Here is a 13039-nt window from a genome sequence, read left to right on the forward strand (position 1 = left end):
ACGGGGCGTCAGCCCCCTCGGCTGCGGGAAAAGCAACCCCTCGGGTTTCACGGTGAGTTGATGATGAGAGAGGGTGTTGCCTCATAGATGCGGTGATGAGAGGAGCCTCGATGGCGGAGCAGTCGGGTTGGATGTCCACGAGCGGCCCCGGGCCGACGGCGGCGAACCCCGTTTCGGATCAGGGGAAGCCGCAGGTGGCGCGGATGTACGACTACTACCTGGGCGGCAAGGATCACTTCGAGGCCGACCGGGCGGCAGCGTCGGAGACGATGCGCCTCTGGCCGAACGTCGCGAGCGGGGCCCGGGCCAACCGTCACTTCCTGCACGTCGCCGTCGAGCACCTCGCCCGCGAGCAGGGCATCGACCAGTTCATCGACATCGGCACCGGCATCCCGACGGAGCCGAACACCCACCAGATCGCCCAGTACCACCAGCCGCAGGCGCGCGTCCTCTACACCGACAACGACCCGATCGTGATGACGTACGCACAGGCCCTGTTGACGAGTTCGCCGCAGGGACGGGTGGACTACATCGAGGCGGACCTGCGGAAGCCGCAGGACATCCTGAACCATCCCTGTCTGGCGGGGCCCGAGCCGGTGCTGGACCTCAGCCGTCCGGTGGCGCTCTTCGTCGTGGCGATCTTCCACTTCATCACGGACGAGGACGGGCCGAGCGAACTGCTGCGCACGCTGATGGAGCCGCTCGCACCCGGCAGCCACCTGGTGCTCTCGCACGCGAGCGGGGACTTCGACGCGGACGTGGAGAAGGCGGCCGAGTTCTACCGGAGCCGCAATCTGCCCGCCAGGACGCGCTCCCGCGAGGAGGTCGAAGAGCTGGTCACCGGTGCGGGCGTCGAGCTGGTGGAGCCCGGGGTGCAACCGCTGCACCGGTGGTGGCCGGGGCGTCCGGCACGCCTGGCGCCGGCCGCCGTCTCCACCGACGCGCAGTGTCCCGGGTACGGGGTGATGGCCCGGAAGCGGTGAGGGTGCGAGGTCGCGGAGCGGTGCCTCAGCGCAGCCGCGCCGCGACCTCGTCCGCGCAGGCGCGCAACTCCGGCAGGAGCGACCGGAGTTCGGAGCCCCGGGTGAGGACGACCGTCGCGCCGAGGGAGAGGGTGAGCGGCGTCTCGCGGAGGCCCTCCGGGTCGGGGACGGGGACGGCTATGGAGCGGACGCCGATCTCGTTCTCCTCGTCGACCTCGGCCCAGCCGAGCTCGCGGACGCGCGCCAGCTCCTCGCGGAGCGCGCCCGCGTCGGTGCAGGTGTGCGGGGTGACGGGGACGAGCTTCGCCGCGAGGAGCTGCTCGCGCTCCTCCTCGGGGAGGCCGGCGGCGAGGAGCTTCCCCATCGACGTGGCGTACCACGGGTTTCTCGTGCCCTCGGCGCTGCGTAGCTGTATGTGCTGGGTGCCCTCGGCGGTGAGGACGAGCAGGATCTCGGCGCCGTCGAGGACGCCGGTGAGGACGGGGAGTCCGGTGCGGGCCGCGAGGCGCTGTACGGGGCCCGCCGCCGACGAGTACCCGGCGGACGAGCGCTGGAAGCCGCGGGAGAGCTCCAGGACGCGGACGCCGAGGGCGTAGCGGCGGGTGTCGGCGTCGTAGGCGACGAAGCCCTCCGCGACGAGCCTGGCGAGGAGCCGGTGCGCGCTGCTGACGGGCAGCCCGGCGGCGCGGGCCACTTCGCTGACGCCCATCCCCCGGGTGTGCCGGGAGAGGACGGTGAGCAGGCGGAGCCCGCGGCCGAGCATGTCGTCACCGGGTGGTTGACTCACCGCGGGGTTCACCTCGCTGCGCTGGGGTCTCCGGCGCCGACCCGCCGGGCGGCTCGGAGGCGGGAAGGTTCACCGTACCCAACGCCTTCGCGGGGGCACCGGGTTCCCGGATCGCCGGCATCAGCGCCGCGGAGACGAGCGTGCAGACGGCCATGAAACCGAACCCTCCCGCGTTCCCCAACTCGGTGCCGCGCACCCATCCGACGAGGTACGTGCCGGCGAAGGAACCCGGGCACCGAGGAAGTTGACGAGCGCGACGGCCGCCCCCGCGACCCCCGCGGGAGCGAGTTCGGAGACGAGCGCGAAGTACGGCGCGTACATGCGCAGCCCTGCGACGACGAGGAGCGTCAGCGCCACCGGGAAGTTGCCGCCGGCGAGGTAGGAGCCGAAGAGCGCGGCGGCGCCCCGTGCGGTCCGAGACACGGGAGTTGGGGAGCATCGCCGCGACGGCGAAGGCGTACGGGGTCGCGGAGAGGAGGCCGGTCGCACCGATGCCCTCGCCCGAGCCCTGCTTGACGATCGCGGGCAGCCGGAAGACGAACCCGTACATCCCGAACGACCAGGAGAAGTACTGCGCCGCCATCACCAGCACCGGCCGCGCCCGGAACACGCGTGGCCGTCGACCCGGCGTCGGCGACCTCGGTGGGTGCGGGCTCCTCGGCCGCCAACCGCTCGGCGAGCTCGGTGCGTTCGGCCTGGGGGAGCCAACGCGCGTCCTGCGGGGGGTCCTTGACGAGCTTGAGGCAGAGCAGCCCCCACACCACGGAGGTGGCGCCCTCGACGACGAACATCACCCGCCAGTCGGAGACGGAGACGAACACCCGGAGACGGCGGAGAGCCACATGACGGTGACGGGGTTGCCGAGGATGAGGAAGGTGTTCCCCTCCCCCGCTCCCCCTTCGTGAACCACCTGCTCAGCAGCGTCACCAGCGACGGCAGCACCGCACCCTCGACGACGCCGAGCAGGAAGCGCACCGCGACGAGCTGCGTCGGGCTGCTCAACAGCCCCTGGACGACGGCGAGCAGACCCCACGCGGCGGTCGACCAGGCGATGAGCCGGCGGGCGCTGCGCTGCTCCGCGCAGATGGTGCCGGGGATCTGGAAGAGGAAGTAGCCGAGGAAGAAGGACGCCGCGATGAGCGAGTCCTGCGCGGCCGTGAGGCCGAGCTCGTCGGCCGTGCCGCCGGCCGAGGTGCGAGGGAGCAGTGGGACTTGTCGAGGTACGCGAGCGAGTGCGTGACGAAGGCGATCGGCATCAGGTGCCGGGCACGTACGGAGGACCAGAACCCTCCGCCGGGACGGGAGGGTGACCCGGCTGTCATCCCGGACCCGCTTATTTCCGCTACGTGGAAAGTGTTTCACTGAGCGGCAAGACGGTACGAAGGGACGCGTGACCGGTCAGCGGAGAGCGCCGGGGAACATCCGCGACGGCCAAGGGTGTTGGGCGGAAGGACACCCGACCGGCACCAGCGTCGTCCCGTCGGCCGCCGCGCCACCAGGACCACGAAGAAAGGCACCCCGTGACCGACACCGCCGCGCCCGACGTCCTCCTCCCCTGGCCGGACCTCGACCTGAGCCACGGAAGCTGGCCCGCCGGCCTCCGCGTCCACGTGTGGGACGGGAACGGTGCGGGCCCCGAGCTGTCCCAACGCGAGTTGGACCGCGTCGGGTTCTGGGTCGTGCCGTACGCGACACCGGGCACCGAGGCCCTGCTGCCGCGACTGCCCGGGCTGCGTGCGGTGCAGTCGCTCAGCGCCGGCGTCGAGAAGCTGGAACCGCGCCTTCCCGCAGGGGTGGCCCTCCACAACGGGCGGGGGCTCCACAACGCGAGCACCGCGGAGCACGCGCTCGGCCTCGTCCTCGCCGCGCAGCGCGACCTGCCGCAGTGGGTCGAGGACCAGCGGGCCGGACGGTGGGCGCCGCACTCCCTTCCCGGCCTCGCCGACGCGCGCGTGGCACTCGTCGGGTACGGCGCGATCGGGGAGGCGCTGGAGCGCAGGCTGCTCGCCTGCGAGGCGGAGGTGGTGCGGATAGCCCGGCGTGCGCGCCCCGGCGTGCATGCCATCGACGAACTTCCGGAGCTGCTGCCGGAGGTGGACATCGTCGTCCTCGTGGTGCCGGAGAACGCCTCGACGGTCGGACTCCTCGGCGAGCGGGAGCTCGCCGCCCTCCCGGACGGGGCGCTCGTCGTCAACGTCGGTCGAGGGCGGACGCTCGACACCAAGGCGCTCCTCGCCGAGACGGCGGCGGGCCGCCTGCGCGCCGCTCTCGACGTCACGGAGCCCGAGCCGCTGCCGGCCGATCACCCGTTGCGCACCTCGCCGGGGGTGCTCGTGACGCCCCACGTCGGCGGCGGTGGCGCCTCCTTCAGGCCGCGGGCCGAGCGCTTCGTCGTCGCGCAAGTGCGGCGGTTCGCCGCCGGAGAGCCGCTGGTGAACGAGTTTCCCCGGGGGTCGTAACCCCCGGTGACCGGACGCCGGTTGGCCGCCCGTCACTCCCGATGGCGGTACCCGCCGCGCGCTCGACGGCCACAGCACGTTGACTGGGAGGAGAGCGGTACGGAAGCCCGGTGCCCGGCCGGCGGGCCGGGCACGGCGAGGTGCGGATGGACGGGTTGCGGAAAGCGGTGGTGCGGGCCGCGGCGCGGGCGCCCTGGCTCGCGCCGGCCTGCCTCCTCGCGGCGGGCGCGCTCGCCAACCTCTACGGGCCGCGCCCGCACTTCGGGGAACCGCTGCTCGCGTGCACGCCGCTCCTCGCCATCATGGTGCTCTCCTTCGGCTGGAGCCTCTTCTTCGCCATCCTGACGTGCCTCGTATCCGTCGGGGTGGCTCTCGAGCAGGGCCTCGCGTCCGACGTGTTGGTCATCGACGGGCTCGCGGTGCTGCTGGTGAGCGTCGTCGGGCTGGGGATCAAGCGGCTCTCCGACGCGCAGGGCCGCAGTCTCGCCTTCGTACGCGACGTCGCGGAGGCGGCCCAGCGCGCCGTGCTGCCGACGCCGTCCGCGGCGGTCGGGCCGCTGCGGGCGGCCGACCGGTACGTCACCGCGCGGGTGGGTACGGCCGTCGGCGGGGACTTCTACGCCCTCCAGGAGACCCCGTTCGGCGTCCGCGCGATCATCGGCGACGTCCGGGGCAAGGGGCTGGAGGCGGTGGCTTCGGTCTCCGTCGCGGTCGGCGCCTTCCGCGAGGCGGCCCAGCACGTACCGACGCTCCCCGAGCTCGCCGCCCACCTCGACGGGGTCCTCGTCCAGGAGAACGAGCGGCGCGACCGCAGCGTGGAGTCACTGGAGGGCTTCGCGACCGCGCTGCTCCTCCAGTTCTCGCCCGACGACGATTCGCTCCTCCTCCACAACCGCGGGCACACGCCTCCCTACCTCCTCGGCCGCGGATACGTGACACCGCTGGAGCCCACCCGCCCCGACCTGCCGCTGGCCACCGGGCTGACCCCGAGCGGGCACGCGCACACGGACCGGGTCGCGCTCCGGACGGGGGAGGCACTGCTCCTCGTCACCGACGGCGTCACGGAGGCACGCAACACCGCGGGCACCTTCTTCGACCCGCGCCGCGGCCTCTCCGGTACGGTCCCCTCCTCGCCGCGCGAGCTCGCCGACACGCTCGTCGACAGGGTGCTGGCGTGGACGGGGGGCGAGCGCCAGGACGACATGGCGATCCTCGTCATGGCGCGGCGGCAGGACGGCGGGTGGGAGGGCACGGCACCGACGTCGGCGCCGCTGCGCGAGGAAGTGGTGCACGACCGCGAGGTGTGAACCCCTCGGCGGCAGGAGCCGTTGACGTGGCCCCCTGCGCTTTCGATACACCGGTACGCGCGCGGTGTTGACCGCCCCCTCGCCGCCCGGCACCATGCGTGCGTCGCATCCGCCGCGCGGTGGAGCATTGGCCCGGGGAGTACCGATGGCATCAACTGACCGCTCCGTACCGGCAACCGTCACCGAACCCGCCAATCCGCCGGACACCGAGGACCGCAAGCTGCCCCCGCTCTCGCGGCGTCGCTTCCTCCAGGCGTCGGCCGGCACCGCCGCCGTCACCGCGCTCCCGGCCGCCGAGGCCGTCGCCGCGTCCTCCACGCCCACGCGCCGCGGTGCGCTCTCCTTCACCTCGGCGACCAACGGGGCCGCCACGCTCTCGCCTTCGGGGGACCGCCTCGTCGCCGAGGTGCAGAACATCCTGTGGTCCCTTCCGCGCCACGGCGGCGCAGCGCAGCGCCTCACCCCGCCCGAACTGGAGCCCACACGCCCGGAGTTCTCGCCCGACGGCAAGCAGCTCGCAGTCTGCGCATACCGCGGCGGCGGCTTCCACCTCTGGACGCTCGATGCCGACGGCTCCCACCTGCGCCAGCGCACCGAAGGACGCGGCGACGACCGCGGCCCCGCCTGGTCCCCCGACGGCACCCGCCTCGCCTTCGCCTCGGAGCGCGGCGGCGACGACGTCGCGGGGAGCCCGTACCGCATCTGGGTGCTGGAGCTGGCGAGCGGCACCCTCACCCGGCTCACCGGTGCGCCCGGCCAGTCGGGACCGGGGCAGGGCGGCGCCTGGGAGGACTTCGACCCGACGTGGTCCTCCGACGGGGAGCGCGTGCTCTTCGTCCGCGCCGCCGTCGTCGAGGGAGAGGACGGCGAGGTGCTCCGGGCGCGCACCGTCGCGTCGGTGCCGGCAGGCGGCGGTGACGTGCGGACCGAGCACACCGACGGGAGCGAGGCCGAGGTGATGACGCCGGCCGTCTCGTCCGAGGGCCGACTGGCGTACCTGCGGACGACGGCTGCGCCCGAGTCCTCGTGCACGCTCGTCGTCGACGGTGAACCGGTGGACGTCGAGGGGGACTTGGCGCCCGTACCACCGCGCTGGACGTCGGCCGAGCAGCTCCTCCTCACCGTCGGCGGGCAGTTCCGCGTCCTCGACGTGCGCCGCCCCGGCGAGGCAGAGCGAATTCCGTTCGCCGCTCGGCTGCCGGTCGAGCGGCCCCACTACCGGGGGAAGCGGTTCTCCTTCGAACGCGAAGGCAGGCAGCCCGTCAAAGGCGTCCACCTCCCCGCGCTCTCCCCGGACGGCCGGCAGATCGCCTTCTGCGCCCTCAACTCCCTCTACACGGTGAGCACTTCAGGGGGCGCCCCGACGAAGCGGGCCACGGCCCCCCGCACCGGCTACCTCCTCGCGCCCTCGTGGAGCGCGGACGGGCGCTCGCTCGTCTACTCCGTCGACGGCGGGGACGGCGACGGCCTTCTCGCCGTCCACCGGCTCGACCTGCGGACCGGTGAGAAGAAGGTGCTCGCCACCGGGGGACGCGTCTTCCCCGCGCTCTCCCCGGACGGAAAACGCCTCGCCGCCCTCGACATGGAGGGCAACCTCCTCGTCCGCGAGCTCCAGGGGGGAAGCGAGCGGCGCCTCGCCGCGCCCATGGGCGAGGGCGGACTGCCCGGCCGCCCGAGCTGGTCACCCGACGGGCGCCACCTGGCGCTCTGCGACCGCAACCGGCTCAACCACCGCTTCCGCGAGGGCTACAACCTCATCCGCCTCGTCGACGCGGCGACCGGTGAGGACCGCCGCCACCTCGCCGCTCCCCACACCTCGCTCTCGGAACGGTACGACGGCGGGCCCGTGTGGTCGCCCGACGGGCGGCACCTAGCCGTCGTCGTGGAATCGGCGCTGTGGCTGCTGCCCGTACGCGACGACGGCACGCCCGAGGGGAAACCGCGGAGACTCACCGACGAAGCGGCCGACCACCCGAGTTGGTCCGGCGACTCGCGCCGCCTCCTCTACCTCTCCGCCGGCCGACTCCGGCTCCTCGACGTCGCGTCGGGGCGCGCCACGACCGTGCCGCTCTCCCTGCGGCGCGGCACCGGAGGCGGGGCCAGGCGCGACGAACTCGTCGTCCACGCGGGGCGGTTGTGGGACGGCACCGGCGCACGCGTGCGCGAGGACGTCGACATCACACTCCGGGAAGGCCGGATCACCGACATCTCCCCGCACCGCAGGCGGCAGGTGCGGCGCCGCGTCGACGCCTCCGAGCACACCGTCGTCCCCGGCCTGTGGGACGCGCACACCCACCCCTGGCAGTCGACGTACGGCGGCCGGCAGACCACCACCCAGCGCGCCTACGGCATCACCACGGCCGTCTCGCTCGGCGGCTTCGCCTACGAGCAGGCCCGCGTCCGCGAGGCGACCGCCGAAGCAGCGCTCACCGGTCCGCGGTTGCTCGCGACGGGTGAACTCCTCGACGGCGCCCGCGTCGCCTACTCCATGGGCCGCGCCCACCGCACCGAGGAGGGCCTGCGCCGCTCCCTCACCCGGGCCACCGGGCTCGACTGGGATTTCGTCAAGACGTACGTGCGCGCTCCCGGTTGGCTGATGGCCGAGGCGGCACGCTTCGCGCACGAAGAGCTCGGCGCCCGCGCCGGCAGCCATCTGTGCACGCCCGGCGTGCAGTTGGGACAGGACCTCACGACCCACCTCCAGGCGACCCAACGCCTGGAGTTCGGCCACGCGACGACGGCCACAGGGCACGCCTACGGGGACATCACCGAGATCTACTCGTCCACCGGAGACTTCCACCTCGTCGCGACGCCGTTCACCGCTGGGCCTCTCCTCGGCGCCGACCCGTCCCTCGCCGACGACCCGCGGGTGACGCGCATGATGCCGCCCTGGGACGCGCTCGCCGTGCGGGAGGGGGCGGGGAAGGCGCCGACCGAGGCCGAACTCGCCACGCTCGACCGCGAATGCGCCGTCTACCGGCGGGTGTTGGACGCCGGAGGGCTCGTCGCCCTCGGCACCGACCAGCCGCTCGTGCCCGTCGGGCTCCACCTCCATCTGGCGCTGCGAGCCCTGCACCGCAGCGGGCTTTCGACGGCCGCTGTGCTGCGCCTCGCCACCTCCGTACCGGCGCGGGTCTTCGGTGCCGGGCGGGTGCTCGGCACCGTGGAGCGCGGCAAGTTCGGCGACCTCGCGCTGATCGACGGCGATCCCTTCGAGGACTTCGACGCGCTGGTGCGCACCGCGGGGACCGTCTGCGGCGGGGAGGTGGTGTGGCAGCGGGAGCTTGTCGAGGCGTACCCCAAGTCCGCTGCATACAAGGCCGGTTCGCGGTCGGGCGGCTCGGACGACGAGCACTGGCGGGCGGTAGGGCGGCAGCTTCGCCGCGGCGGGTGCTGCGACGCGGGGGTGTGACGGAGCGGCCGTCGCCGTACCGAAGCGGTCGACCCGACTCGGTCCCAAGGCCGTTCGAGGGTTGTGCGCGTCCGGTCTTCAACATGTGTGTTCACCGAGGCGCTCTTGGCACGGGCTCTTTCGCAGGGGAGCGTGAACTCCGCACTGCTCCCCCCACGTTGGAGTGTCCGGATGAAGAAGCCGAGAACGCCGAAGCAGAACAGCACGCGTCGCGCCGGTTGGCACCGAAGGGTTCCTGCCGCCGTCGCAGGGGCCTTCGCGCTGGTGCTGGCCGTCCCAGGGACAGCGCTCGCCGACCCGCCAGAAGCGCTGCCGCAGAACGCGACCGACCTGGAACTCAGCTTTCAACCCGCCTACGACTACGACAAGGACGGCTGCTACGCCACCCCTGCGATCGGCCCCGACGGCACCATCGCACCGGGGCTCAAGCTCGGCGGCGACATGAACGGCAACTGCCGCGACGAGTCGGACCTGGAGAACACCAACGTCTACTCCCGCACCAAGTGCAACAACGACTGGTGCGCCCTCGTCTACGCCTCTTATTTCGAAAAGGACCAGGCCGCACACGGCGGCGGCAGCGCGGGCCACCGGCACGACTGGGAGCACGTCGTGGTGTGGGTGCCCGAGGACGGCGACGCAGCGGAGTACGTCTCCACCTCGGCCCACGGCGGGTTCACCGTCCACGGGCGCGACGACCTGCCCTTCGAGGACGCCCACCCCAAGGTCGTCTACCACAAGGACGGCGTGAGCACCCACTGCTTCCGCGCCGCCAAGAACGACGGCGGCGACGAGCCTCCGGAGAACCACAAGGGCGCCTGGCAGTACCCCGAACTCGTCGGCTGGGACGGCTACCCCGAGGGCCTCCGCGACACCCTCACGGCAGCCGACTTCGGCTCGGCCACCCTCGGCATCAAGGACTCCACCTTCGACGACCACCTGGCAGCGGCCAAGCCGGAGCAGATTCCGTTCGACCCGTACGCCTAGAGGACCGACGTACCGACGGCAACACGCCCCGCACCGCTCCCGTACGCGCCCTTGTACCCGAGCGCCGTCCAACTGCGCGTCCCCGCGCCCCGTCCGGGGGACGCCTCGTGACCCCAACTCCCCCGAGTCGACGACGCGGGCGAGAAGGGCGAGCGCGTCCTTCCGGCGGGCCTCGCGACGGGCGGCTGGGCGCGGGTTGCGGTGCGGGGGCCGTCGTGCACGACGATCCGTACCTCGTCGCCCTGCCGGGAGCGCGAAAGCCGCAGTTCCGGCCCGCCCCGAACCGGCAGGCGGCTGCGAGGAGTTCCGGTCACCTGGAGGACGACGTCATCGGCACGGATACCCTCTCCGCGCATTGTGCAGCCGAGCTGTACGGGGAGGGAGAAGGGCGATGTCTTTCGAATCCGAGTGGGCGCAATACAAACGGCAAGCCAGCGAGGTGACGGAAACAGACGAACCTCGCACGCCGCGGACGACGGCAGCCGGTCGGGAAACACGAGCGCTTCCCGCAACGCAGGTCCGGCAAGACTGCCTGAACAGCGTTGAACACATTGGAAGATGGTTACAAGGGCTTGGGCAGAGGCGGCCGCACCGGTGGAACCCGGAGCGGCCAGGCACAACGCGATGTCTACGCCTCCTGGAAGCGCTACCTCGAGGACGTCAGCGGACGGTGTGACCTGCGGGGCCGCATGGCCAAGGCGGGCCAGTTCCATTACGGCAATGACGACGACGTTCACGGCATCTTCGCGGGGCTGGCCGAGCAATACAAAGACACCGCCGGCGTGGGCGGCAGGGAAAGCGGCCGGTGAGACGAGGGATGGACTACGCCACACTCGAGTCCCTCAGCCCCGGTCGATTCGAGGACGCGGCAGACGCCTACCGTTCGGCGAGCTCTACGGCCGGTGAAAGCAAGCACCGCTTGGAACACCAGATCAGCGTCAGAATGCGCAAGAAGCTCGGCTGTGAGGCTGCAGAAGCGGCCCTGGGCCAACTCCGCCGACTGGCAAGGAATTTCCATTACGCCCAGACCGAATGCGGCTGCTCGCGACGGCGTTGAACGGCTTACACCGTGTCCTACATGATGTTAGAAGTCGAGCTCGTCGCCGGCTTGGTCGAGCCCGTTCCCGACCGTATTAAACGCCAAGCCCGCCGCAACCTCATCCCACGACAGCAAAGCCGAGCACCTGCTATGAGAAGTCGCCTGGCATGGACGGCAGTTGACCACCTCAGCCCAGCACCCCGCTGAGCCCCCGCCACAGCGCCGTCGCCGTCGTGGGCGAGAGGAGGACGCCCTCCGCCGACTCCTCCAGTACCCACCACCCGTAGCCGCGCGCGCCCAGGACGTCCAGGCGTGCGCCGAGCGCCGATCCGTCGCCCTCGTCGCTGGGGGCCGCCGCCTGCAAGCGCCACAGTCGCCAGTCGCCTACGCGCAGCGCCGTGCCCACGGGGTGCGCGGCGAGCGCCGGCGAGATCTGCGGCGGCGGGACGGCGAGTGCGTCGATGTCCGCCTCGGGGACGGTGAGCGGCGGGATGTCGACGTACGGTGCAGGGCCCAGGCCAACCGTGCGGGCGGTCACCGCCGGCACCGACTCCGGTGTGACGGCGGCGAGTTCGGGGTCGTGCGTCGGACGGGAGAGGATGACGGCGCAGAGGTCGGAGCCGAGGGCGAAGGCGGCGGCCCGGCGTCCGTCGGGTCCCGTCACCTCCACGACGATCTCGGCTAGCGGGTCGTCGAGCAGGCTGAGAGCCGCGGTGGCCACCGGGTCGTCGTCAGAGGGCGCCTTCCGCAGGGCGTCGAGGCGGCCCTGGGTGAGGACGATGCCGTCCCGTGGTGTGCCTGCGTTGAGTCTCACTTCGCCTCCCCGAGGGGCCGCCAGCTCGCGGCGACGGTCGCCAACTCGTCGGCCATGACGTCGTACAGGAGCGTCGGGACGGTCGCCGAGAGGGTCACGTCGAGCGTGTCGTGGCCGGGCCGCTGCCAGCGCCACGCCCACTGCTCCAGCGTCAGCGACCTGTGCGCGTCGACGTAGGCGGCGAGTTGACGGAACCCGCCCTCGTCCACCTCCGCGTCGAGGAGTTGGAAGTCATCGACGCTTTCGCCCAGGCCGTCGGCCGCCGCACGCTGCCAGGCGCCGAGGTCGCCGCTCTCGGCCGTGGTCGGCCCGACGGTCGCCACGACGTTGGGCCGGAACGCGGCGGCCTCCGGAGCGAGAAGCGCCAGCGCGACTCCGGGGCTCGGGTCGTGGACGGCCTCCCAGGAGTCGGGGGCGTCCAAGGTGAATCCCAGCGAGTGTTCAGCGCGCAACACGAGTCCGTTCACGGTTGAGGGTGTCCGCCGCTCGGCGGGCCTGCCCGAAGTTGACCTCGAAGAGATGGTCGCCGGCATCGGTCGTGACGACGAGCCGGGGGAACCAGGAGCGGTAGAGGAAACCGTGCCGGCGCACGCCGTCCACACCCGCACGGGCAGGCACGCGCCGGACCTCGCGCAACTCCTCCCAGCGAGCTGCGAATTGGGCGCGGTCCGTCCACTCCGGCCCCGGCGCCGCGTTCGGCCCGAACCACACACCACCTTCGCCCGCCACCAGCGTCCCCGCCACAGTGCCGCGGCGCGAGACTGCGTCGGGACGCTCGCGCGTCTCCATGTCTACGATCAAGCCGGCGCCCCAGGTTGAACGGGCAGCACCGAGCCAGTCTGGAGGGGCTCCCGCAGTGCCCGCGTCCATCCGACGCGCCACCGCGGGCAACTCGCCGGTCAGCGCGTCCAGCTCCTCCTGCTTGCTCATGCGGGTGAACCAACGCGGGCCCCACAGCTTGCGTATCGGCCGCCACACAAGGCCGATTGTGGTGACAAGGAGTCCCCAAGCAAAGAGGCAGAACCCTGTCACGAACAGGAGGGCACCCGGCGCGAACAACAACTCGGACACACCCCCGAGCGACAGGCCGAGCAGAGTGGGCCCCGCCAAGGGCATGACGACGAGTACACCGAACTCACCTTGCAAATCCCGCGTCCACCAGCGCGCCCGATGGCTGCGGCCACGCCACGACCACACCTCGAAGACAATGACACCCACTCCCACAAGACCCAACGCGTAGAAAAACACAGTCCC

Annotated in this window: 12 protein-coding genes and 1 pseudogene; 7 read left to right on the forward strand and 6 right to left on the reverse strand. The window is 72.2% G+C overall.

The window, feature by feature from the left end; genetic code table 11:
• The first annotated feature begins 110 nt into the window (after positions 1-110).
• Positions 111-983: an SAM-dependent methyltransferase gene (locus F603_RS0107245; RefSeq protein WP_019545346.1), complete on the forward strand. Its 873-nt coding sequence runs from the start codon at positions 111-113 to the stop codon at positions 981-983.
• A 25-nt stretch (positions 984-1008) separates the two neighbouring features.
• On the opposite strand, the gene F603_RS0107250 is transcribed toward F603_RS0107245, so the two are convergent.
• Together F603_RS0107250 and F603_RS35530 are read right to left on the reverse strand one after the other, a co-directional pair.
• Positions 1009-1770: an IclR family transcriptional regulator gene (locus F603_RS0107250; protein WP_245600705.1), complete on the reverse strand. Its 762-nt coding sequence runs from the start codon at positions 1768-1770 to the stop codon at positions 1009-1011.
• Between the two features lie 120 nt (positions 1771-1890).
• Positions 1891-2193, reverse strand: a complete 303-nt coding sequence (locus F603_RS35530) for a hypothetical protein (RefSeq protein WP_026328210.1) — start codon at positions 2191-2193, stop codon at positions 1891-1893.
• A 5-nt stretch (positions 2194-2198) separates the two neighbouring features.
• Between F603_RS35530 and F603_RS35755 the strand changes: the two genes are divergently transcribed.
• Positions 2199-2675: a hypothetical protein gene (locus F603_RS35755; protein WP_245600706.1), complete on the forward strand. Its 477-nt coding sequence runs from the start codon at positions 2199-2201 to the stop codon at positions 2673-2675.
• A 31-nt stretch (positions 2676-2706) separates the two neighbouring features.
• Here F603_RS35755 and F603_RS36485 read toward each other — a convergent pair.
• Positions 2707-3132, reverse strand: a pseudogene (locus tag F603_RS36485) (MFS transporter); the annotation flags it as partial.
• A 158-nt stretch (positions 3133-3290) separates the two neighbouring features.
• Between F603_RS36485 and F603_RS0107270 the strand changes: the two are divergent.
• From F603_RS0107270 to F603_RS35035, 5 genes are all read left to right on the forward strand, one after another.
• Positions 3291-4229: a 2-hydroxyacid dehydrogenase gene (locus F603_RS0107270; protein WP_019545350.1), complete on the forward strand. Its 939-nt coding sequence runs from the start codon at positions 3291-3293 to the stop codon at positions 4227-4229.
• A 110-nt stretch (positions 4230-4339) separates the two neighbouring features.
• On the forward strand, positions 4340-5536 hold the full coding sequence (locus tag F603_RS0107275; protein WP_019545351.1) for a PP2C family protein-serine/threonine phosphatase: 1197 nt from the start codon (positions 4340-4342) through the stop codon (positions 5534-5536).
• A gap of 145 nt (positions 5537-5681) precedes the next feature.
• On the forward strand, positions 5682-8948 hold the full coding sequence (locus tag F603_RS0107280; RefSeq protein ID WP_019545352.1) for an amidohydrolase family protein: 3267 nt from the start codon (positions 5682-5684) through the stop codon (positions 8946-8948).
• Positions 8949-9119: 171 nt separating this feature from the next.
• Positions 9120-9932, forward strand: a complete 813-nt coding sequence (locus F603_RS0107285) for an NPP1 family protein (RefSeq protein ID WP_019545353.1) — start codon at positions 9120-9122, stop codon at positions 9930-9932.
• Positions 9933-10474: 542 nt separating this feature from the next.
• Entirely contained in the window at positions 10475-10741 is a 267-nt protein-coding gene (locus tag F603_RS35035) for a hypothetical protein (protein WP_158678621.1), read from the forward strand.
• 417 nt (positions 10742-11158) lie between these two features.
• Here the strand turns inward: F603_RS35035 and F603_RS0107300 are convergent, their stop codons facing one another.
• The 3 genes from F603_RS0107300 to F603_RS0107310 are packed head-to-tail and all read right to left on the reverse strand — an operon-like array spanning position 11159 to position 13033.
• Positions 11159-11785 (reverse strand): hypothetical protein, encoded by a 627-nt coding sequence (locus F603_RS0107300; RefSeq protein WP_019545356.1) that lies wholly within the window; start codon positions 11783-11785, stop codon positions 11159-11161.
• Complete coding sequence (locus F603_RS0107305; protein WP_106431272.1) at positions 11782-12240, reverse strand: hypothetical protein; 459 nt, start codon at positions 12238-12240, stop codon at positions 11782-11784. The genes F603_RS0107300 and F603_RS0107305 overlap by 4 nt, the downstream gene beginning before the upstream one ends.
• The gene (locus tag F603_RS0107310) at positions 12227-13033 is read right to left on the reverse strand and encodes a hypothetical protein (protein ID WP_019545358.1); all 807 of its coding nucleotides are present in this window, start codon (positions 13031-13033) and stop codon (positions 12227-12229) included. The genes F603_RS0107305 and F603_RS0107310 overlap by 14 nt, the downstream gene beginning before the upstream one ends.
• Positions 13034-13039: the final 6 nt, after the last annotated feature.

The sequence above is a fragment of the Streptomyces sulphureus DSM 40104 genome (assembly GCF_000381025.1).
GTDB lineage: Bacteria > Actinomycetota > Actinomycetes > Streptomycetales > Streptomycetaceae > Streptomyces > Streptomyces sulphureus.